Source organism: Terasakiella sp. SH-1, assembly GCF_004564135.1.
In the GTDB taxonomy this organism is placed as follows: domain Bacteria; phylum Pseudomonadota; class Alphaproteobacteria; order Rhodospirillales; family Terasakiellaceae; genus Terasakiella.
The window spans coordinates 3,085,556-3,106,047 of the sequence record NZ_CP038255.1 but is presented as its reverse complement, the minus strand read 5'-3'; the positions used below and the strand labels follow the sequence as shown (position 1 = coordinate 3,106,047).

Genomic DNA, 20,492 nt, shown 5'->3' with positions numbered 1-20,492 from the left:
CCCCTTACATTAAAATGATCTTCCTTTGTTATATGGATGAATGCAGCAGATGAAAACACTCTTTATCTTTGGTCTTGGATATTGCGCCAGTCATTTTGCCAGACAAGCCGTGGAAAAAGGCTGGCGGGTGATTGCAACGTCACGAGAAGCGATCAGGATGGATGGGGTTGAGATTTATCCTTTTGATGGGGAAAAACCATTAGAAAATGCTGCGCAGCATTTTGCAGATGTAACCCATATTCTACATTCCATTCCCCCTCATAAAGAGACAGGAGACTGTGTGTTTCATCTGCATGCTCAGGACTTACAGGAACTGTCTAATCTGCAATGGATAGGCTATCTTTCCACCACCGGGGTTTATGGCAATGCCGATGGGGCACTGGTGAATGAAGACAGTCCGCGTAATCCCAGCAGTGCAAGGTCACATGCGCGCAAAAAAGCCGAAGACCAGTGGTTGGCATCTGGTTTGCCAATTCATATCTTTCGGCTGGCTGGTATTTATGGACCGGGGCGCAGCATTTTTGATCAAATCAGGGCAGGGCGGCTGCGTGCCATTGACAAGCCGGGCCATGTCTTTTCCCGCATTCATATTGATGATATTGCTGCGGCCTTGTGGGCATCTATTGCCAAACCGAATGGGCCGGTTGCCTATAATCTCTGTGATGATGCCGCCTGTGAGCCAATCCGCGTATTGAATTATGCTTGTGAGTTAATGGGCAGAGAAAGACCCAAGCAACAATCGTTTGAAGAGGCGTCACAGGCCATGTCCCCGATGGCCTTGACCTTTTGGCGTGATAACAAGCGGGTCGATAATACGAAGATCAAAAATGATCTGGGCTTTCAGTTACACCACCCAAGTTATCGTGAAGGTTTACAAGCCATCTGGCAGAAGGAAAAAGACCATGTTTGATGATCCAGTATATTTTCTGGCCATGGTAGGAACGGCTGTTTTTGCCTTATCCGGTGCCTTGGCAGCAGCGCGTAAAGGATTGGATATTTTCGGCTTTATCATCGTAGCCCTCGCTCCGGCGGTTGGTGGGGGGACAGTGCGTGACCTGTTGTTAGATGCCGATAGTGTGTTTTGGGTGAAGGACTTGAATTACGTCTATGTGGTGGCCGTGGTTGCAATCATTGCCTTTTTTCAGGTTCACCGCCTTGATGGCAAACGCTTTGCTTTGTTGATGTGGGCAGATGCTTTTGGTTTGGCCCTTTTTACCATTATGGGCACACAGGTGGCGATGACCTATGATATCCATCCGGTGATGGTGGTTATTATGGGGATGATTACGGGCACTTTTGGCGGCATGATCCGTGATATTGTCTGTAACGAAGTGCCCTTGTTGTTGCAAAAAGAGATTTATGCCTTGGCTGCGATTGTGGGCAGTTGTGCTTATATCATCCTGATTGATTTGGGTATTCCGCAGCAAGGGGCCATGGTGGTGAGTGTCACAGCCACTTTCAGTGTGCGTGGTCTTGCCATCCTGTTTGGCTGGAGCTTACCGTCTTATAAAGGTACTACAGGCAAATAACTGAGATTTGGCGACCATAATCAGGTTCGCTGCGATGGGTCGTGCGTCGATAGCTAAAGAAACGGTCTTCATCCACATAGGTATCAACCGGGGACCCTTCGACAGACGCGAGATTTAATGTTTCTAGCTTCATTTTCACAAAAGCAGGCAGGTTAAATTGAAAGTGGCCTTCGTTCACACTGTCAGTAAAATAGCCCCCATACTCTGGATTTTCGTCAAGGAAGGTTTGGCGGAAGTTCCCGTCCACTTCGTAAGACGCCTGATGAATACAAGGGCCAACAGCAGCTGTTATTGTGTTGCGATCTGCACCAATGCTTTCCATGGCTGTTACTGTATTTTCCAGCACATCTGTAAAGGCCCCTTTCCATCCGGCATGGGCGGCCCCGATGATGTGGTTTTGGGGGTCATGAAACAGAACCGGGGCACAGTCCGCAGTTAAGATACCCAAGGCAACGTCGGGCATATTGGTGACAAGCCCGTCCACTTCGGGGCTGCGCTCACGTGTCCAGACCTTATCAACGATTTGAACCTTGTTGGAATGAATTTGGGAGGCTGACAGCAAATCAGACGCGGTATTGCCCAAGGCTTGAACCACAAGGGCGCGGTTGGTCATGACATCTTTCAGGCTGTCTTTTGATCCCCAGGCACAGTTAAGCGAGCTGTAAATTTCCTGACTGACCCCACCAAGGCGGGTGAAAAAACCATGACAAGCAGTGATGTTGCCACTGGTTAGAAACTGTGGGTCTTGGCTCATATCTCTTTCCTATTCAAAAGCCGCTGGGGCAGGGTGGTCAGGATGGGTTGCGCAAATCACTTTAAACAATGTCCCCATTTCATCGGGGGAACAGAGCCTTTTGTGTGCAGCAATCAGGTCGGGGCGTTGTTCGTCATTTGCATGGGGGAGAAGGGCCTGAAAACGTTGGGTGATGCCAAGTCGTTCTAGAAAGTCCCCTTGGTTCATCGGTCCCCATGTTTTAGCCCCCGCTTCTATAAAACTGCGGGCCAAGGTGGTGAAATCCACATGAGCTGTCAGGTCAGCCTCGCCACAATTTTTCAGAACCGGGGCATAGGCATGGTTTTTCAGGGCTTGTAAGGTTTCACCAAAACCAGGTTCTGTATAGCCATAATCAAGGGCAAGGACGGCCCCGCCTTGCTGTGTAATCCGTGCACCAAGTCCATGGGCGATCGCCTGCCCCATGGGGGAGACTTCAAACAAGCCGCCTTCGGGCTTGTCTTTTAAACCTTCAGGCATAAGGGCACGTGCCGCTTCATCTTTCCTCAGCACAAAGCGCAAACCATCTGTATCAGGATCAAGGTCAATAAAACGTTCCGCCCAGCCTTTTTCCCCTTTTTCAAACTGGCGGATGGGCAGGGCATCAAAAAATTCGTTAGCAATGAAAATGGCCGGACCATCAGGCACATTGGTGAAGCTGTCATGCCAGTGGATCTGTTCACTTTTCAGGGCTTCTTGCTGTACGTCTTTTAAAACCGGGCTGATTTCTACCAGATGGATGTGGGCAGCATCCTGAAAACCGGGAACAGCCTTGGTGGCCCGCAGGGCATCTTTCATTAAGGTGCCACGTCCCGGTCCGAGTTCCACAAGATGAAAGGGGCTGGGGCTTCCCATTTGTTGCCAGGTGATGGCAGCCCACAGGCCGAGAAGTTCCCCAAAGGTCTGGGAGATTTCAGGTGCGGTGATAAAGTCACCTTCTCGCCCGAAAGGGTCGCGCCCCATGTAATAGCCATATTTGGGGTGACACAGGCATTGCATCATATAATCGGCCACAGAAATGGGGCCTGTGGTTTCAATCTGCTTGCGAATGTGCTGTTGCAGTTGGTTCATGCACGCTCAGTCTTTTGGCTTTTCAAGGCGCGAACAATCAGGAACAGCCCAAAGAGGATCATGGGTACTGACAGCCATTGCCCCATGGTGGAGCCGCCACTGAGGAAACCGATATGAGCATCGGGTTGACGGACCAGTTCCACAATGGATCGTGCAATACCGTAGCCTGCGATGAAAATCCCGACAAACAGGCCCGGTGCATGGCGCAAGGATTCACGACGTGAGATGGCAAACATGATGATAAACAGGATCAGCCCTTCCATGGCCGCTTCATAAAGCTGGCTGGGATGGCGTGGATTTGGCCCGCCGTTGGGGAAGATCACGCCCCAGGCCACATCGGTTTCGCGGCCATAAAGTTCGGAATTGGCGAAATTGGCGATACGGCCAAAAAACAACCCAATGGGCGCGCCACAGGCGACCAGATCGCCAAAGGTCATCATGGGGAGATTGTGTTTTTTACAATACAGAATGGCCGCAACAACCACCCCAAGGAAGCCACCGTGAAACGACATACCGCCTTTCCAGACTTGCAAGATGGCACTGGGGTTGGCGGCGAAATAATCCAGATTATAAAATAGCACATACCCCAATCGCCCACCGATCACCACAGCAATGGTCGCCCAAAACAGGAAGTCATCGACTTGTTCATGGGTAATGTTGCCGGGGAATTTTTGGGTGAGATATTTGATATATTGCCAGCCGCCCACAAGCCCGGCGATATAGGCAAGGGCGTACCAACGAATGGCGATGGGACCAAGTTGAACGGCCACAGGGTCAATCATGGGGAAGGCGATGGCAAGGGTCATGTTTTTTAACTCGTCGTTTATTTAAACGGATCGTCCTGATTCAGGAAATCCTGCACATATTGACGCACACCGTCTTCCAGCTCGGTAAAGGGCTTGTCATAGCCAGCTGCGCGCAGCTTATCCATATTGGCCTGTGTGTAATATTGGTACTTATCGCGGATATTTTCCGGTGTTTCGATATAGTGAATTTTCGGTTCAATCCCCATGGCCTGATAGACAGATTCCGCCAAGTCTTTAAACGAACGTGCCTTGCCCGTGCCCACATTAAAGAGGCCGCTGACGGTTGGATTTTCATAAAGCCACATCATGACGTCAACCACATCACCGACCCATACAAAATCACGCAGCTGGCCACCGTCTTCATAATCGGGGTGGTGGGATTTAAACAGGCGGCACATGAGGTTTTGTTTGGCATCGGGGAAAACATGGGCAACCACACTTTTTTGTCCGCCTTTGTGATATTCATTGGGGCCATAGACATTAAAAAATTTCAGGCCCGCCCATTGCGGCGGTGTCGGGGCCTGTTTTTCTTCCCCGCGTGCGACTGTGCGGTCAAACAGATGTTTGGACCAGCCATAGGCATTCAGCGGCAGGAAGTTAGACAGGCTATTGCGGTCCTGATCATCCACGAAACCCGCTTCGCCATCGCCATAGGTGGCGGCACTGGAGGCATAGATGAAACGCACCTTGTTATCGCTACACCAGTCCCATAGGGCACTGGTCAGGCGGAAGTTGTTATCAATGATCTTGTCGGCATCTGTCTCTGTGGTGGCTGAAATCGCCCCCATATGGAAGATTGCCTTCACGTCTTTGACATATTCCACCAGAAAGTCATAAAGGTCGTCTGGATGCACAATGTCATAGAGGTCGCGTTTGGCAATATTGCGCCACTTTTCACCATCACGCAGACGGTCCACCACAACCAGTTTTTCATCTGGATAGCGTTTTTCCAGTTCTGCAACGATATTGGAGCCGATAAACCCGGCGCCCCCGGTGATCACAAACATCTCTTAACACCCCATCAGGATTGAAATTCTGCTCCTGTTATAGGGCTGAACGGGGGGGCGCTTCAAGCAAGACTTGCGCATTACAAAAGCCATGCCATAATGCGGCCAACCGATTCGGACCAGTTAAAGGAAGAAATCCATGCAAAGCAAAAACCGTATTTTCGACGATGTGGCTAAAGTTGCCAGCGGTGCTGTGAGCACACTAACCGGGGTTCGTGAAGAGATTGACGGTCTGATTTCTCAACAAATTGAACGGGTTATGGCCCAAATGGATGTGGTCAGCCGTGATGAGTTTGATGCGGTAAAGGCGATGGCGGTGAAAGCACGCTCTGAACAAGAGGCATTGATCAAGCGAATTGAAGCGCTGGAAGAGGCCCTTAAAAAAGCAAAAAAATAAATAAGTTAGCTATGGATAAAGGGGGCTGGCGAGTCGCTGACTTTCATACCGCACTGTTCCACATTTTTATCCACAGGAATCTTTTTGGCGACTCCACGAGCCCCTTGCGCAGGACCTTTTTTATTGTCAGGTTGCCCCCAGAACAAACGCAAACGACAAAAGAACAGTTTTAAAATGAACTTCATTCAACAGGCACAGACAAATACGCCGAACCATGGTCTCGACGTTCTGGAACAATTGGCTGAACAACGCGGCTGGATTCTGGAAGTGATCAGCAATGGTGATTATGTCATGGAAAGTGTGGGTGAACACTGCACGTACGTGATCCAGTTTACCTGGAGCGATCAATATCAGTGCCTGCATGTGACCTGTTCGATGGATATGCGCTTGCCACAACATTCTGCTGCACATGTGAACGATCTGCTGGCTGCGATCAATGCCAAACTGTGGATCGGCCATTTTGCCGTTATGGCAGGGATGAAAAAACCGGCTTTCCGCCACACCATCATGATGGGCAATGGTGGTTTTGAAAAAGCAACTGAGATTGAGGAAATCGTTGAAATTGGCCTGGGCGAATGTGAGCGTTTTTACGCTGCTTTCCAGTTTGCCGCCTTTAATAACATGCCGGGCCAACAGGCCATGGATTGTGCCTTGATGGAATGTGTCGGTCAGGCTTAAAATAAATACGTATATGATATAAAAAAGGTCCGGATGTTTTATCGTCCGGACCTTTTTTAATGGTCATCCTCAACTTGATTGAGGGTCTTCTTGCAACATAGAGGTCCCCGCGTGTGCGAGGACGATATATGTTACTCAGCTGCTTCAGGTACCCATTTCAACACAGGTTTTCTTGCTGCCTGGGTTTCATCCAAGCGGCGACGTGGTGTCAGCATTGGGGCGTTTTGGAACTCTTCCACAGCGCCTTCCTTAGCCTTTTTCGTCATTTCGCGGATCATATGGATGAAGTTATCCAGCGTGGCTTTGCTTTCGGTTTCTGTCGGTTCCATCAACAAGGCACCATGAACCACCAGTGGGAAGTACATGGTCATGGGATGGACGCCTTCGTCGATCATCATCTTGGCGAAATCAAGGGTCGTGACCCCGGTATCTTTCAAGAAACGATCATCAAACAGCACTTCATGCATACACGGGCTGTCTGGATAAGAAACGGTGAGTAGATCACCCAGTTTGGCTTTCAGGTAATTGGCATTCAGCACTGCATCACCGGACGCCTGACGCAGGCCGTCTGTGCCGTGGCTCATCATATAAGCCAGGGATCGGATGAACATGCCAACTTGACCGTGGAAGCCTTTGATACGGCCCAGTGGTTGCTGGTCGCTATCGGCCTTATGTTCCACCAGTTTGAAACCATCACCTGTATCGACCACGTAAGGAACCGGAGCAAAAGGTGCAAGGGCTGCAGACAATACGGTCGGGCCAGAACCCGGACCGCCACCGCCATGGGGGGTGGAGAATGTTTTGTGCAGGTTGATATGCATACAGTCGATGCCCAGATCACCAGGGCGCACACGGCCCATAATGGCGTTCAGGTTCGCCCCGTCACAATAGAAATAAGCGCCAACAGCGTGAACCGCCTCAGCAATTTCCACAATGTCGCTTTCAAACAGACCACAGGTATTGGGGTTGGTCAGCATGATTGCGGCCACATCTTCATTCAAGGCAGCTTTCAGGGCGTCCAGATCCACACGACCCTGATCATTGGCGGGGATGCTTTCCACCTTATAACCACAGGCCGCAGCGGTTGCCGGGTTGGTACCATGGGCACTTTCCGGGCACAAAACCACCTTGCGTGGGTCGCCCTTGGCTTCATGGGCAGCGCGTGCAGCCATCAAACCGCAAAGTTCGCCGTGGGCACCCGCAGCCGGGCTCATGGCGACCGCAGGCATGCCTGTCAGTTCCTTGAGCCAATGGGCACATTGGTCAATCAGTTCTAACGCCCCTTGTACCGTGCTGTGCGGCTGCAAGGGATGCAAGTCTGCCAGACCGGGCAGGCGGGCCATTTTTTCATTCAGGCGCGGGTTATGTTTCATGGTACAGGAACCCAGCGGGTAAAACCCTGTATCAATGGCATAGTTCTTTTGGCTCAAGCGCATGTAATGGCGCACGGTATCTGGTTCTGTCATGCCCGGCAGGCCGATTTTGCCCACACGTTCCAAACCGCCCAGACGGGTTTTCACGTTCGGCACATCGGGCAGGTCCACACCGCATTTGCCCGGTGTGTCCTGTTCAAAGATCAGTGGCTCTTCAATCTGAAGGCCCTGATTGCCTGTAATGGTGTGCATATCACTCATGACAGTTCCTCCTTCAAGGCGGCGACCAATGCATCAATATCTTCATCTGTGGCGGTTTCTGTGACCGCGACCAGCATCAGATCATCCAGCTCCGGGCGATCTTGATAGAGACGGCGCACGGGCACACCCGCCAGAACATTTTTCTCAGCCAATCTATCAATCACAGCTGAGGCAGACTTATTCAGGCGCACGGTAAATTCGTTGAAGAATGTCTCGTTCAAAACATCAACACCGTCAATCTCAGCCAGTTTATCGGCAACCTGACATGCACGGGCATGGTTGAGGGCCGATAGTTTGGTCAAACCTTCTTCACCCAGCAATGTCATGTGAATGTTAAAGGCCAACGCACACAGGCCGGAGTTGGTACAGATGTTTGAGGTGGCTTTTTCCCGGCGGATATGTTGTTCCCGCGTGGATAGGGTCAGCACATAACCACGACGGCCATCGGCATCCACGGTTTCCCCGCAGACACGACCGGGCATTTGACGCAGGTATTTTTTGCGAACGGCAAACAAACCAACTGTCGGCCCCCCAAAATTCAGTGCATTCCCCACAGATTGGCCTTCACCAACCACAATGTCAGCCCCCATCTCACCCGGTGTTTTCAAGGCCCCAAGGGACAGAACCTCGGTAAAGACAACAACCAGCAAGGCTTTCTTGGCATGACAGGCTTCACCTAGTTTGGTGTAATCATTAAGATGACCAAAGAAGCTTGGGGTTTGAACGACGACGCAGGATGTTTCATCATCAATGAGGTCGATCAGGTCTTCCACATTATCCACATCCGGTTCAGCAGAGATCACGTCGAATTCGTTAAAATGTGCATGGGTGCGTGTCACATCACGATAATGCGGATGCAGGCCACCGGACAGGATGGCCTTGTTGCGTTTGGTTACGCGATTGGCCATCAAGACAGCCTCGGCACACGCCGTCGCCCCGTCATACATGGAGGCATTGGCAATATCCATCCCGGTCAGCATGGCGACTTGGGTTTGGAATTCAAACAGATATTGCAGGGTACCTTGGGAGACTTCCGGCTGATAGGGCGTATAAGAGGTCAGGAATTCGCCGCGCTGGATCATATAATCCACAGTGGCCGGCACATGGTGGTGATAAAGCCCTGCGCCAAGGAAACTCGGCACCGCATTGGCCCCTGTGTTTTTCGCTGCCATGGCAGAAATGGCACGATCAACTTCCATTTCACCGCGAACGGTGGGCAGGGTTTCAACCGCTTTGTCCAGCAGGACAGAATCGGGAACATCACAATAAAGTTCATCAATGCTGGAAACCCCAATGGCTTCCAGCATGTCTTTGCGATCTTCCTCAGATAAAGGGAGATAGCGCATTAATCGAGACCCTCGCAGAACTCTTTATATGCCGCTTCATCCAGCAGGTTTTCCAGCTCAGCTTCATCACCGATGGACATTTTGAAGAACCAGCCGTCGCCTTCCGGCGAGCTGTTGACCAGTTCCGGTTCATCTTCAAGGGCGGCGTTGCCTTCGGTGATTTCACCTGTGAGCGGAGCAAAAACGTCAGAGGCTGTTTTTACAGATTCAACAACGGCGCAATCTTCGCCTTTGTCAACGCTATGGCCAACGTCGGGTGTTTCAACAAAGACAATATCGCCAAGGGCGTTTTGGGCGTAATCGGTAATGCCGACAGTTGCGATGTTACCTTCAACCAGTACCCATTCGTGATCTTCAGTATATTTGATAGCCATGATTTTAGCCCTTGTAATAGCGTTGTGGAACAAAAGGAAGTTTTGCGATTTCAGCTGCAACAGCCTTGCCGCGAATGATTAAGTCAATTTCTGTGCCGATTTTGGCAAATTCGGTTTTGACATAGCCCATGGCAACCGGGCCTTCGAAACTTGGCCCAAATCCGCCAGAGGTAATTTCACCAATGATGTTGCCGTCTTTATCGGCCACTTCCGTATGGGCACGTGCAGGGGCGCGCCCCAGTGGTTTGATGCCGACACGTTTACGGCTGACACCTTCTGCCAGATGTTTCATCACCACATCATGACCGGGAAAGCCCCCATCGATACGGCGGCGTTTGCCCACTGCCCAGTTCAAAGAACCTTCAATGGGCGAGGTGGTGGTGTCAAGGTCAGACCCATAAAGGCACAGGCCCACTTCAAGGCGCAGGCTGTCGCGTGCACCCAAGCCAATGGCTTCGACTTCTGCTTCGCCCAACAGCTTGCGCGCCAGGTCTTCGGCCTTGTCGTTGGGAACGGAAATTTCATAACCGTCTTCGCCCGTATAGCCGGAACGCGAAACCAGACAAGGAATGCCAGCGATATCATATTCCCCCATTTGCATGAAGATCAGCTGATCGACGCCGGGGGCAAAACGGTTGAGGACTTCGGCAGCTTTTGGGCCTTGCAGGGCAAGTAATGCACGGTCTTCCAAGATTTCCAGTGTGTGGTTGGGCAAGTTCGCTGCGATATGGGCGTAATCGGCTTCTTTACAGGCTGCATTGACCACCAGATAAAGATGATCCCCCCGATTTGTCACCATGAAATCATCGCGGATGCCACCTTCATCATTCATCAGTAATGAATAGCGAATGCCATTTTGCGCAAGACCCTTGATATCACTGGGGGTGAGAGTTTCAATCGCATCTTGAACATCATCGCCTTTAAGTAAGGCTTGCCCCATGTGGGAAACGTCAAATAAACCGCAGGCTTCACGGGTGTGGAGATGTTCTTTTTTGACGCCTAAGGGATATTGCACGGGCATGTCATAGCCGGCAAAAGGCACCATCTTGCCGCCCAGTTCAATGTGAAGGGCATGCAAGGGAGTTGTTTTTAAATCATCGCTCATGAAGAGATTCCTTTTTCAGAGTCGAGACCAAACCATACTGGATAACTATCCAGCAACTTGGCCCCTCTCTGTCATGGAACCTGAAAGATTCCCCCACTATTGCATAGGCTTCCATGCCTGTGAGGTTTCATCGTCGGTGAGCTAGCCTATGAGCTACCTACTTTCCAGAGTCTCATCACCCAGCGGTCCAAAAGCCTGAGAGTTTAGCAGGGGCGCTTGCTCCTTCGGCGGGTCGCAATATCGTGCGACCACTCTCCCGCATGGGGTCATATGATGTGGCGTTATTGTACAGACGGGGTGGGGGAGGGTCAATCAGGGAATTTACGTGAAAAAGAAAAGGTGGATATTAAGAATGCTGATCATTCTTATCTCAGTGCCCTATCCTCTCTCATAAGAAATGAAAAAAGAGACTGCAGTTTCACCATGATAGGAAGATAAATAAAATGACTATAAATGGGTAACCTTATTGTCATAAAACTGTAACAAAAGTACTATTGCGAGCCTGAAAGTGAGGGAATAGGGTCATTTTAGGAAACTACAAGTTATAGTCATAAGACATTAATATCGTAGGTCTTATTTGAATGAAATTCAAGGTGTACCAATGATTCGTAATCTGGGAATTCGTAGCCAAATTTTGATCATCATCGCAATTTCGATGGTCTCATTTTTAGGTCTCGCAATTTATTATTCTATTCAGAGCAATAATTTATCGAATATCGAGGCCCATATGGCATCGGTTCAAAAGATGAATTCTTCTGCCGCCAAGGCTGATATCATCTTGTTGAAAATGGTCCCTGTGCAAAAAGACTTTACGAATAAACCCAGTGATGAGCTATCAGCCCAGTTTGTCGGGTTCAGTGCTCAACTTGATAAAGAGCTGGCCCGGTTGGAGAAAATGTCTACCGGTTCGAGCGTGGTGCGCAGTTTGCAAGGCCAGTTGGCACAAATTAATAAGAGTTTTCAGGAGCTGGTCGGTGCCTTGCAGGTGATGGGCTATTCTGAAAAAGAAGGCCAGCGCGGCAAGTTGCGCAAATCCGTTCATACGATTGAGACCAAATTAAAAGAGATTAAGGCCATTTCCATTGGCAGTGCGGAAATTGCCGCTGATGCCTTGACCATTAAAATGTTGATGATGCGCCGTCATGAAAAGGATTATATCATTCGTGGCAACCGTAATAAATATTTGGGTCGTGTGGATAAACGCGCTGTTGAATTTCGCGAGATTTTAAAAACAGCATCTTTTCTGGATAATGCCAAAAATGAACTGGATCGCTATCTGACAGCTTATGTCAAAGAGCTGAAGACCTATGCTGATACCAAGGACCAGTTAACCGGTATTCGTGACAGTTTTTTGGTAACGGTTGAAAAGGCAGTGAAAGAACTGGCTGATTTTACAGAAAAAGCTGATCTGGAAGCAGAAAAGGCACTGGAAAAAGCAGAAGCTGCACGCCGTGCCATGAATGCAAACCTGATGATTGGGGCCTTAATTGCCGTTATTGCGACAGTATTGCTTGGGTTATTCATTGCCCGTCAGATTATCAGTGGGCTGGCCAAGAATATTGGCAACCTGAAACGTCTGGAAGAAGGCCAGACAGATATTGATGTCAGTGACAAGGGGCTGAAAAATGAAATTGGTGATCTTGCCCGTGCATTGGAAGTTTTCCGAGATAATATGCAAGAAACACAACGTTTGCGCCTTGAACAGGAAAATGCCAAAAAACTGGCCGATGAACGTCAACGTGCTGCTTTGAACGATCTGGCTGATACATTTGAAAGTGACGTGGGTGGTGTTGTTCAAAGTGTTTCTTCTGCGGCAACCGAGCTTCAGGCTGCTTCCAGTCAGATGGCAAGCACGGCACAAAATACCAATCAGAAAGCGCGTGAAGTCGCCGTTGCTGCTGAAGATGCATCAACAAATGTGCAAACTGTAGCCAGTGCGACAGAAGAACTCTCAGGGTCCATCAATGAAATTAGTACACAGGTGGAAGCCTCTACAGCGGTTTCTGAACGTGCGGTTCATGTGGCCGAAGATACAACCCATACTATTGAAGAATTATCCAATAATGTGGGTGAAATTGGCAAAGTTGTGAAACTTATTAACGATATCGCCGAACAAACCAACATGTTGGCCCTTAACGCAACGATTGAATCTGCGCGTGCCGGGGAGGCTGGTAAAGGGTTTGCGGTTGTTGCCAGCGAGGTTAAAAATCTGGCAAATCAAACCAGTCGTGCAACTGAGGAAATTTCGCGTCAAATTGCATTTGTTCAAAATGGCACGACAAAGGCGGTAGAGGCCATTGGCTCCATTTCAAATGTGATTCAGGAAATGAATGATATATCTGCCAGTGTGGCGGCTGCGGTGCAGGAACAATCCGCTGCCACAGGGGAGATCGCGCGAAATGTTGAACATGCTTCCCATGGGACAGGGCGTGTGAATGACAATATCAGCGTGGTTGAACAGGCGACCGAGGAAACAGGGGCTGCGGCTGGGCAGATTGAAACTTCTTCTGATGATCTGTCACAACAGGCTGAATTCCTGCGTGAACGGGTCAGTGCTTTTGTCAGTCGTGTGCGTACCGGGGATGTTTAAGGCACGCTCTAGCGTCTTAACATCCGTTCATTATAGGCCATTTCTTCCCGGCTAAGCTGGAAGCCGACGTAGATTTCATAATCTGTGCCATCGGTTGATCCATCTGTGACAATGGAAAGATCAACCGGTTCATCGCGGACTTCGTTTTGGGTTAAGTTGCCGGGAAAGGCCAGTTTCAGCGGGAAGGTATTTTTTTGCAGGATTTTACGATCCTGTCCGATCACAGCGATAAAGTACTCAACCTCAGCAGAACGGGTTTGGTTTGCCGGACCGCGTTTGGCATTAATGACCGGGGCGATTTGGGCAGAGATTATGCCGGCGCGGGTCTCATAATCGACATTATATTTACAAGCACTCAAAACGTTACTGACTTTGGCTTCAAACAGCACGTCGATCAGGTCGCGCCCCGGACCCTGCTTAAACTTCGTGAGTTCTGAGGCATTTTTCAAAACCGTGACCCGTGGACAGGGTTCCGGCTTTTTCGCACGCCAGACTTTCAGGGAATCAACGCTACTACATGCACTTAGGCCAAGGCTTAAGACTGTGGCCGCCAGGGTAAATTTTACAAGTTTCATTGTCGACTCCACGAGATCAGCTATAGCTAAATGACTTAACATTGATCCATTAGTTTAGCTATAGCTCTTTGATTTTACGCAAATACGTCGTTGTAATTTTTAATCAAAATTACTCGGGATTTGCTATATCTTGACGGGCACCATAGCGATAATTGCAGGCGTAATCAATCCAGGCGATGGGCCAGGGCGCCAAATTTTGCCAGTACCCGTGAGCGTGCCCACGGATTGGTCAGTGTTTTGATTGTTGCCATACCGATTTCAAAAGCTTTTCTGGCTTGTTTGTGATCTCCTGAATTTTGGTGTAACGCCACCAGATCACCGATCAACCAAGCCCGTGAGAACTTGCTTTTAATGTTATTAAGAGTTTGATGGGCATTTTTATCAAGGTTTTGGGTGCTGAGCTTGAGCTGCTGATGTGAGGCTGCATAGGCCAAATTCCATAGACCACGGGCCTTGATCCGTTCATCACTGATCAGGGATAAGGTATGATAGGCCAGATCCCCGTGGGCTTGCTTTTGTGTTTCTTTGGCAATGATCATATAGCTTTGGGCCACATGGGATAGGGCAAAGTTGCGGGCAAAAGGTAAGGGGGTCGCCTTGGCGATAATCAGGGCTTCATCCAGTATGTCAAAGGCTTTGCCGTTTTGTTGGTGTTGCCAAAGTGCTTGCGCCATATCAGACAGGATAACGCTGCGATAACGTTTTGAAGAAATACGTTCAATCGTGTTATGGGCTGCCTTGAACCGTTTTGCTTTTAAAAAGGCACGGGCAGCTGCCATCAATATGGGAATGCGGGTTTCGTCATCGGGCATTTTTCCAATTGTTTTTAACGCCCATTCTGGATAACCGATATGGGCCATGGCATTGGCGATTTGTCGGATTAAGGTGAATTTTGATCCATTTTTTGCGGAAGCCTCGGCCTGAAGTGTCATCTTATCAAGCATTTCAAGGGCGCGTTTTTTATCAATCAGGGCCAACAGTTCAATCGCTTGAATCTGGATAGTCAGACTGTTTTCAATATGGTCAAGAGATTGTGCCCCGGCTAAAATTTTAGTGACGGTATGACGCAACAGCTTTGTCTGGTTCCGGCTTTGGTAATAAGAGGCAATGTCCAGTAAAACAGACAGGCGGCGTTCCATGACGGGGATTAAGCTTAGGGCGGAACGGGCTTCTTCCAATTGACCTTCGCGCACATGGGTCTTGGCAATTGTTGTCAGTGCGGCAATGACCAGTCGGCTATCTTTAATACGCGCTGCTGTTTTCATGGCGTCATTTTCCAGACCGACCCGCACTTGTGCCGCCAAAATTTCACCCAAGGCCCAGTCGCGCATATCATCTTCAAAGACAGCGCGGGAACTTTCAACGGCTTCGTGTATCAGGCAACGTGCCGTGGGGGCCTGAAAGCAGGTGCTGGCATCTCGGGTTGGGTCTGCCGTTTCTTTTTCTTTTTGATCCAGCAATTGGCGTGTGCGCGGGTCAGAAAGGAGGGCCTGGCGGGCTTGCTGCTGACGATTGGTGCGAATGGGGTCCAGTTTTTTGATCAACGCCTGAACCCGACCGATATTGGCCATATGTTTAATCAGATCATCACTGATTTTACCGGTTTGTTTCAGCCCGTGCTTTTTTTGATAAAGCCGGATGGCCTGTTTCAGGTCAGCCCCCATCAACCCATCAGTTTTACCTTGGTAAAATCCTTGGGACTTGAGCAGTTCCTGTACTTGTTGTACAGGATTCTTCAGCCTGTACAGTTCCGGCTGGGCTTGTGGTTTGCTTAATCCACTGGGCTTGGCGGCAAAAACAGGCGAGGTCAGTAACATGCAGATAAATATGGCAAATAGTCGTGTCATGGAAAAATTCTAACATGAAATTTCAGGATTGGCTTTACTCTTTGTTTTCGCTTTCTATATTGGGGGCATGAAACCTTCTTTGACCATATTACTTGCGGGTCCACGCGGTTTTTGTGCCGGGGTGGATCGGGCAATCAATATTGTAGAACGCGCGCTGGAAAAATTCGGCAAGCCTGTCTATGTCCGCCATGAAATTGTTCATAATAAATTTGTTGTGGATAGCTTGCGCGATAAAGGCGCGGTCTTTGTCGAAGAACTGGACGACGTTCCTGACGATGTGCCGGTGGTTTTTTCTGCCCATGGGGTGGCAAAATCTGTTCCGGCCGAGGCTGAACGTCGCGATATGACTTATGTGGATGCGACCTGTCCGCTGGTCAGCCGGGTCCATCGTGCAGCAGAATTTCATCATAGTAAGGAACACCCTGTGATCCTGATCGGTCACAAAGGGCACCCCGAAGTCATCGGCACCATGGGGCAACTGCCCGAAGGGGCGGTGATTTTGGTGGAAAATGTTGAACAGGCTCAGACGATTGATCTGCCTACAGATGTGTCTTTGGGGCTTGTGACACAAACCACCCTGTCTGTGGATGACACCAAAGAAGTGATTGATGTTTTAAAGGACCGTTATCCCAATCTGGAAAAGCCGAAAAAAGAAGATATCTGTTATGCCACGACCAATCGTCAGTCTGCGGTGAAGATGATCGCGCAAAAATCGGATATGATTATGGTGATTGGGTCGCCAAAATCATCCAATTCCAAGCGGTTGGTGGAAGTCGCAAAACTGAACGGCTGTGAAAAGTCCATGTTGGTCCAACGCGCCAGTGAAATTGATTTCAGTCAGTTTGATGGTGTGAACACGTTGGGTATTACCGCTGGGGCTTCTGCCCCGGAAGTGTTGGTGGAAGAAGTGGTCATGGCCTGTAAGGGCCATTTTGATGTCCGTGTGACGTTTGAGACCTTTACCGAAGAAAATGTAACCTTCAAGCTGCCTGCCAGCTTGTTGTCTTAAAAGCGAAAAATAAAGACCATGGCTGTTTATACCGAAGTCAGTGACGACGAACTTTCCGCCTTTGTGGATCGTTTTTCCATTGGGGCGCTCCTTTCCTTTAAGGGGATTGCCGAAGGGGTGGAAAATTCCAACTATATGATCCAGACTGAACAAGGCCCTTTCATTCTGACGCTGTATGAAAAACGGGTAAATGTGGATGATTTGCCGTTTTTCCTGAATTTGCTGGAACATCTCAGTGATAAAGGGATTACGTGTCCGGTCCCCTTGAAAGATTCAGAAGGACAGGCATTAGGGATTTTGGCTGGCCGCCCGGCTGCGATCTTTACTTTTTTGGCGGGTATGTGGCCGCGTAAAATCAAGCCTGTCCATTGTGCGGAACTGGGAAAAGCCTTGGCACAGATGCATGTGGCCGGGCAGGATTTTGCCATGAAGCGGTCCAATGACCTTGGCGTTGGAGATTGGCGTGGCTTGTTGAACCAGTGTCTGGAACATGCCGATGATGTGACACCGGGGCTAGGTGATATATTACTGGCGGAACTGGACCACTTGGAACCGCGCTGGCCTGTGGACTTGCCTAAAGGGATCATTCATGCGGATGCTTTTCCCGATAATGTCTTTTTCAGGGATGAAAGTTGCAGTGGGCTGATTGATTTCTATTTCGCCTGTCATGATATCTTTGCCTATGATCTGGCAATTTGCATGAATGCTTGGTGTTTTGAAAAAGATGGTGATTTCAATGTGACCAAGGCGCGTATGCTGCTTTCAAATTATCGCAAGGTACGTGATTTCAGTACAGAAGAGGTCAATGCCCTGCCTTTGATTGCCCGTGGTGCGGCCATGCGCTTCTTGCTGACCCGCCTTTATGACTGGGTGAATACACCGAAAGATGCGATGGTCAAACCAAAAGATCCAATGGAATATTTCAAAATTTTGAAGTTCCATCAATCGGTTCGGTTTAGCAGTGAATATGGATTGCAATAATGAGTAACGATATCGTCGAAATCTATACCGATGGCGCGTGCAGCGGGAACCCCGGTCCGGGGGGATGGGGTGTGTTGATGCGCTATAAAGGGGTGGAAAAAGAATTCTGCGGGGGCGAAGAAAACACCACCAATAACCGTATGGAGCTTCTGGCTGCGATCAACGGGCTGCAAAATCTGAAACGCCCGGTGCAAGTCGCCCTTTATACGGACAGCACCTATGTGAAAGACGGCATTACCAAATGGATTTTTAACTGGAAGAAAAACGGCTGGAAAACAGCTGCGAAGAAGCCTGTCAAAAATGCGGACCTGTGGCAGGAACTGGAAGCTGCGCTTAAACCTCACGAGGTGGAATGGCACTGGGTCAAAGGCCATGATGGTCACGAAGAAAACGAACGCGCCGATGCCTTGGCCCGTGAAGGGGTTGAGAAAATCAAGAACAGTTTGATTATGTGATTGTTTAGGTGCTGGATCAGGTCCAGAATGACATTTTTCTTCTAAAATAAAAAAAGTCCCCTTTTGAGGACTCTTTTATTTTCTCACGGGCAATATTTTTATCACCTATGGCTTTATTTCTATAGAGATAGGGCTGTTGCGATTGGTTTTCAACCCCTTGCTTTTGAAATTGCTTCCAAAACATCCTCTTCGCTGAGCAATTCCGGTAAGACAATACCATTGGGGGCAGCGGGGCCATAGACGGCATTAAAGGGAATGGCGTAGCGTTTGAAACTGGCAAGATAGCTGGCGATGGTTTCATCCGGGTTGGTCCAGTCGGCCTTCATAGCAATGACACCGGGTTGGGAAAGGGTCTTGAAGGCATCACCCTGATAAAGCACAAGGTTTTTATTGACTTGACAGGTGATGCACCATTCTGCGGTAACATCCACAAAAACGACATTACCTTTTTCAACCTGTTTAGTAATCGTCGGCAGATCAAAAGGAACCCAAAGCTTTTCTGCCTGTGTCTGATCAATATCTTCTTTCTGGGCAAAGCTGGGGACGGCCAGTGCGGCAACAAAAAGGGCAAGCATCAAGGGGGCGGTGAGTGACTTGAGCCGTGTTTTAAAGGCCAGGACACAAATGATACCACTCATCAGGGTGGCAAGGACCAGAACCGCATTTAGTCCGACCTGTGCCCATAAGACACTTAATAACCACATAGAGGTGAGCAGTAAGGCAAGGCCAAGGGTTTTGCGCAAGGTGATCATCCATTGGCCTGACTTTGGCAACATGGTTGCCAGGCGGGGAAAGGTGGCAATCAACAGGTAAGGAAGAGCCAGACCAATACCTAATGCACTAAAGACCAACAGGATTTCCAGTGGGCCTTGGGACAGGGCAAAACCGACAGCTGTCCCCAGAAAAGGGGCGGAACAAGGGGTTGCCAGTAAGGTGGCAAAAGCCCCGGTCAGGAAATGTCCACCTAAGCCATGAACATGTGAAGAGCGTTCCCCCACATCAGAGAGCCAACTTGGCAGGTGGATTTCAAACAGGCCCCACATGTTACAGGCAAACAAGATCACAATCAGGCTGAGCGTAATTAAAAAGAGCGGTTGTTGAAATTGAATGCCCCAGCCAATGGAAGCACCGCTGATTTTCAAGGCGATCAGGGCACCGGCCAAAACCCAAAAGGAAAAAATAATGCCCGCACTGGAGGCTAAAAAGCTAAGGCGTACGGTCATGGGATTGCCTCCGCCATGACTGACAAGCCCCAAAACCTTTAAGGAAAGAACGGGCAAAACACAGGGCATTAAATTAAGGATCAAGCCGCCGAGAACAGCCATGGCGAGAACCACGAACAAGGGCAGAGCTGCGATTGTTTCTTGAGCAGCAGAGAAAAAGCCGGTTTCAACAGGCACAGATGTTTGGGTGGTTTTTACTTTGCTGATCAGTTCAAAGGCAGTTTGCTGATCGCTGAAGGTCAGGGTGAAATTCTGATCCGTAATGGGCTTTTCAAGGAATTGCAGCCCATCAAGGGGAACATCTATCAGGGCCTGTTGGTGATCTTCGGACAGTTTGATTATCGGTTTGAAAAAAGCCAGTTCTACAGGGCCTTCGACCAAAAGGTCCGGTGCCTTAAAAGATGTCGGGCTGGACAGTTTCAGGCGCAGGGTGCCTTCTTTTCCATTTTCATGGGTGTACAGAACAGCAGATGAAAGATTAACCCCAAATGTGCTGTTCTTTGTGGGGACCTGACTTTCAAACTTATTGATCAGCCGGGCATGCTCGCTGGCTTGTGCAGGGCCTGTGGGGACGCTTAAGGCAAGGTCAACTTCAACGGGGATACAGATATCTGCACAGGTCAAAAAACGGACATGGGTGTTGATATCAAGCGGGTTTTGTGAGGATTTCAGCGTAAGGTGCAGGGGATAAACCACTTCATCCTTATAGCCCACGGTTTCCAGCCCCAAAACAACAAAGCGTTCTGGTAAGGGCCAGCGGATATCGGCATGGGCGATATTGGGATTGTCTTTCCAGTCAATTTCCGGCGGATAACCCGCATCACCGGGGCTGCGCCAATAGACTTTCCAGTTTTTTTGCATTTTAAAATGCAGGCCCAATGTGATGGTTTTTTGATCTCCAAGGGCGCTAACGCTGGAGATTAGGCGGACTTGAGTCTTGTCAATGCCGGCCCATGGGCTGGTTTGTGCGCCAGCATTTTGGGCACAAGTCAGCAGAAGAAAGAATATGAATGTGATAATATATCTGGCAATCTGTGGCATATCTTAGACCTTTCGATCTTTGGTATCGGTGAAAAATATGTCAGAATTAGGG

19 protein-coding genes and 2 riboswitches are annotated in these 20,492 nt (G+C 49.3%); of the genes, 8 read left to right on the top strand and 11 right to left on the bottom strand.

What is annotated here, in order from left to right; translation table 11 throughout:
• Nucleotides 1–49 precede the first annotated feature (49 nt).
• Nucleotides 50–910, top strand: coding sequence for an SDR family oxidoreductase (locus E4K71_RS14650; protein WP_135080875.1), 861 nt, complete (start codon nucleotides 50–52; stop codon nucleotides 908–910).
• A complete protein-coding gene (locus E4K71_RS14645; protein ID WP_167730603.1) occupies nucleotides 903–1,529 on the top strand; it encodes a trimeric intracellular cation channel family protein in 627 nt (208 codons plus the stop codon). Before E4K71_RS14650 ends, E4K71_RS14645 begins: the two co-directional genes overlap by 8 nt.
• On the opposite strand, the gene pgeF is transcribed toward E4K71_RS14645, so the two are convergent.
• Genes pgeF through rfaD form a run of 4 tightly spaced genes read right to left on the bottom strand, consistent with a single transcriptional unit; the run spans nucleotide 1,516 to nucleotide 5,185 of the window.
• Nucleotides 1,516–2,283, bottom strand: coding sequence for a peptidoglycan editing factor PgeF (pgeF, locus tag E4K71_RS14640; protein WP_135080871.1), 768 nt, complete (start codon nucleotides 2,281–2,283; stop codon nucleotides 1,516–1,518). The two genes, E4K71_RS14645 and pgeF, sit on opposite strands and share 14 nt — an antisense overlap.
• A 9-nt stretch (nucleotides 2,284–2,292) precedes the next feature.
• Nucleotides 2,293–3,372 (bottom strand): SAM-dependent methyltransferase, encoded by a 1,080-nt coding sequence (locus tag E4K71_RS14635; protein ID WP_135080869.1) that lies wholly within the window; start codon nucleotides 3,370–3,372, stop codon nucleotides 2,293–2,295.
• A complete protein-coding gene (gene lgt / locus E4K71_RS14630) occupies nucleotides 3,369–4,178 on the bottom strand; it encodes a prolipoprotein diacylglyceryl transferase (protein ID WP_135080867.1) in 810 nt (269 codons plus the stop codon). The genes E4K71_RS14635 and lgt overlap by 4 nt, the downstream gene beginning before the upstream one ends.
• A gap of 17 nt (nucleotides 4,179–4,195) precedes the next feature.
• Nucleotides 4,196–5,185 (bottom strand): ADP-glyceromanno-heptose 6-epimerase, encoded by a 990-nt coding sequence (gene rfaD, locus E4K71_RS14625; RefSeq protein WP_135080865.1) that lies wholly within the window; start codon nucleotides 5,183–5,185, stop codon nucleotides 4,196–4,198.
• 139 nt (nucleotides 5,186–5,324) lie between these two features.
• On the opposite strand from rfaD, the gene E4K71_RS14620 reads away from it, so the two are divergent.
• Both E4K71_RS14620 and E4K71_RS14615 read left to right on the top strand, forming a co-directional pair.
• Complete coding sequence (locus E4K71_RS14620; protein ID WP_135080863.1) at nucleotides 5,325–5,582, top strand: accessory factor UbiK family protein; 258 nt, start codon at nucleotides 5,325–5,327, stop codon at nucleotides 5,580–5,582.
• A 174-nt stretch (nucleotides 5,583–5,756) separates the two neighbouring features.
• Nucleotides 5,757–6,260 carry a YbjN domain-containing protein gene (locus E4K71_RS14615; protein ID WP_135080861.1) on the top strand — a complete coding sequence of 168 codons (504 nt, stop codon included), beginning with the start codon at nucleotides 5,757–5,759 and terminating at the stop codon, nucleotides 6,258–6,260.
• Nucleotides 6,261–6,391: 131 nt separating this feature from the next.
• Here the strand turns inward: E4K71_RS14615 and gcvPB are convergent, their stop codons facing one another.
• Genes gcvPB through gcvT form a run of 4 tightly spaced genes read right to left on the bottom strand, consistent with a single transcriptional unit; the run spans nucleotide 6,392 to nucleotide 10,719 of the window.
• Nucleotides 6,392–7,894 carry an aminomethyl-transferring glycine dehydrogenase subunit GcvPB gene (gene gcvPB, locus E4K71_RS14610; protein WP_135080859.1) on the bottom strand — a complete coding sequence of 501 codons (1,503 nt, stop codon included), beginning with the start codon at nucleotides 7,892–7,894 and terminating at the stop codon, nucleotides 6,392–6,394.
• The gene (gene gcvPA, locus E4K71_RS14605) at nucleotides 7,891–9,240 is read right to left on the bottom strand and encodes an aminomethyl-transferring glycine dehydrogenase subunit GcvPA (protein WP_135080857.1); all 1,350 of its coding nucleotides are present in this window, start codon (nucleotides 9,238–9,240) and stop codon (nucleotides 7,891–7,893) included. Before gcvPA ends, gcvPB begins: the two co-directional genes overlap by 4 nt.
• Complete coding sequence (gene gcvH, locus E4K71_RS14600; RefSeq protein ID WP_135080855.1) at nucleotides 9,240–9,614, bottom strand: glycine cleavage system protein GcvH; 375 nt, start codon at nucleotides 9,612–9,614, stop codon at nucleotides 9,240–9,242. The genes gcvPA and gcvH overlap by 1 nt, the downstream gene beginning before the upstream one ends.
• A gap of 4 nt (nucleotides 9,615–9,618) precedes the next feature.
• Nucleotides 9,619–10,719, bottom strand: a complete 1,101-nt coding sequence (gene gcvT / locus E4K71_RS14595) for a glycine cleavage system aminomethyltransferase GcvT (protein ID WP_135080853.1) — start codon at nucleotides 10,717–10,719, stop codon at nucleotides 9,619–9,621.
• Nucleotides 10,720–10,785: 66 nt separating this feature from the next.
• A riboswitch (glycine riboswitch) is annotated at nucleotides 10,786–10,889 on the bottom strand.
• 3 nt (nucleotides 10,890–10,892) lie between these two features.
• Nucleotides 10,893–10,988, bottom strand: a riboswitch (glycine riboswitch).
• Nucleotides 10,989–11,320: 332 nt separating this feature from the next.
• Between gcvT and E4K71_RS14590 the strand changes: the two genes are divergently transcribed.
• Complete coding sequence (locus tag E4K71_RS14590) at nucleotides 11,321–13,309, top strand: methyl-accepting chemotaxis protein (RefSeq protein ID WP_135080851.1); 1,989 nt, start codon at nucleotides 11,321–11,323, stop codon at nucleotides 13,307–13,309.
• A gap of 8 nt (nucleotides 13,310–13,317) precedes the next feature.
• Here the strand turns inward: E4K71_RS14590 and E4K71_RS14585 are convergent, their stop codons facing one another.
• Together E4K71_RS14585 and E4K71_RS14580 are read right to left on the bottom strand one after the other, a co-directional pair.
• Entirely contained in the window at nucleotides 13,318–13,884 is a 567-nt protein-coding gene (locus tag E4K71_RS14585) for a hypothetical protein (protein WP_135080849.1), read from the bottom strand.
• 164 nt (nucleotides 13,885–14,048) lie between these two features.
• Complete coding sequence (locus E4K71_RS14580) at nucleotides 14,049–15,731, bottom strand: peptidoglycan-binding protein (protein ID WP_135080846.1); 1,683 nt, start codon at nucleotides 15,729–15,731, stop codon at nucleotides 14,049–14,051.
• Nucleotides 15,732–15,798: 67 nt separating this feature from the next.
• Here E4K71_RS14580 and ispH point away from each other — a divergent pair, with 67 nt between their 5' ends.
• From ispH to rnhA, 3 genes are read left to right on the top strand one after another with little or no spacing between them, the layout of a single operon-like run.
• Nucleotides 15,799–16,740: a 4-hydroxy-3-methylbut-2-enyl diphosphate reductase gene (gene ispH, locus E4K71_RS14575; protein ID WP_135080845.1), complete on the top strand. Its 942-nt coding sequence runs from the start codon at nucleotides 15,799–15,801 to the stop codon at nucleotides 16,738–16,740.
• 18 nt (nucleotides 16,741–16,758) lie between these two features.
• Nucleotides 16,759–17,721 carry a homoserine kinase gene (locus tag E4K71_RS14570; protein ID WP_135080843.1) on the top strand — a complete coding sequence of 321 codons (963 nt, stop codon included), beginning with the start codon at nucleotides 16,759–16,761 and terminating at the stop codon, nucleotides 17,719–17,721.
• Nucleotides 17,721–18,176, top strand: coding sequence for a ribonuclease HI (rnhA, locus tag E4K71_RS14565; protein ID WP_135080841.1), 456 nt, complete (start codon nucleotides 17,721–17,723; stop codon nucleotides 18,174–18,176). The genes E4K71_RS14570 and rnhA overlap by 1 nt, the downstream gene beginning before the upstream one ends.
• A gap of 149 nt (nucleotides 18,177–18,325) precedes the next feature.
• Here rnhA and E4K71_RS14560 read toward each other — a convergent pair whose 3' ends face one another.
• Nucleotides 18,326–20,440 (bottom strand): protein-disulfide reductase DsbD domain-containing protein, encoded by a 2,115-nt coding sequence (locus E4K71_RS14560; RefSeq protein WP_135080839.1) that lies wholly within the window; start codon nucleotides 20,438–20,440, stop codon nucleotides 18,326–18,328.
• Nucleotides 20,441–20,492: the final 52 nt, after the last annotated feature.

Bases quoted from the DNA above. Each gene is read 5' to 3' on its own strand.
- E4K71_RS14650 (WP_135080875.1), top strand. From the start codon at position 50: ATGAAAACACTCTTTATCTTTGGTCTTGGATATTGCGCCAGTCATTTT.
- E4K71_RS14580 (WP_135080846.1), bottom strand. From the start codon at position 15,731: ATGACACGACTATTTGCCATATTTATCTGCATGTTACTGACCTCGCCT.
- gcvPA (WP_135080857.1), bottom strand. From the start codon at position 9,240: ATGCGCTATCTCCCTTTATCTGAGGAAGATCGCAAAGACATGCTGGAA.
- E4K71_RS14560 (WP_135080839.1), bottom strand. From the start codon at position 20,440: ATGCCACAGATTGCCAGATATATTATCACATTCATATTCTTTCTTCTG.
- gcvT (WP_135080853.1), bottom strand. From the start codon at position 10,719: ATGAGCGATGATTTAAAAACAACTCCCTTGCATGCCCTTCACATTGAA.
- pgeF (WP_135080871.1), bottom strand. From the start codon at position 2,283: ATGAGCCAAGACCCACAGTTTCTAACCAGTGGCAACATCACTGCTTGT.
- E4K71_RS14615 (WP_135080861.1), top strand. From the start codon at position 5,757: ATGAACTTCATTCAACAGGCACAGACAAATACGCCGAACCATGGTCTC.
- gcvH (WP_135080855.1), bottom strand. From the start codon at position 9,614: ATGGCTATCAAATATACTGAAGATCACGAATGGGTACTGGTTGAAGGT.
- rfaD (WP_135080865.1), bottom strand. From the start codon at position 5,185: ATGTTTGTGATCACCGGGGGCGCCGGGTTTATCGGCTCCAATATCGTT.
- gcvPB (WP_135080859.1), bottom strand. From the start codon at position 7,894: ATGAGTGATATGCACACCATTACAGGCAATCAGGGCCTTCAGATTGAA.
- E4K71_RS14620 (WP_135080863.1), top strand. From the start codon at position 5,325: ATGCAAAGCAAAAACCGTATTTTCGACGATGTGGCTAAAGTTGCCAGC.
- ispH (WP_135080845.1), top strand. From the start codon at position 15,799: ATGAAACCTTCTTTGACCATATTACTTGCGGGTCCACGCGGTTTTTGT.
- lgt (WP_135080867.1), bottom strand. From the start codon at position 4,178: ATGACCCTTGCCATCGCCTTCCCCATGATTGACCCTGTGGCCGTTCAA.
- E4K71_RS14590 (WP_135080851.1), top strand. From the start codon at position 11,321: ATGATTCGTAATCTGGGAATTCGTAGCCAAATTTTGATCATCATCGCA.
- E4K71_RS14635 (WP_135080869.1), bottom strand. From the start codon at position 3,372: ATGAACCAACTGCAACAGCACATTCGCAAGCAGATTGAAACCACAGGC.
- rnhA (WP_135080841.1), top strand. From the start codon at position 17,721: ATGAGTAACGATATCGTCGAAATCTATACCGATGGCGCGTGCAGCGGG.
- E4K71_RS14645 (WP_167730603.1), top strand. From the start codon at position 903: ATGTTTGATGATCCAGTATATTTTCTGGCCATGGTAGGAACGGCTGTT.
- E4K71_RS14585 (WP_135080849.1), bottom strand. From the start codon at position 13,884: ATGAAACTTGTAAAATTTACCCTGGCGGCCACAGTCTTAAGCCTTGGC.
- E4K71_RS14570 (WP_135080843.1), top strand. From the start codon at position 16,759: ATGGCTGTTTATACCGAAGTCAGTGACGACGAACTTTCCGCCTTTGTG.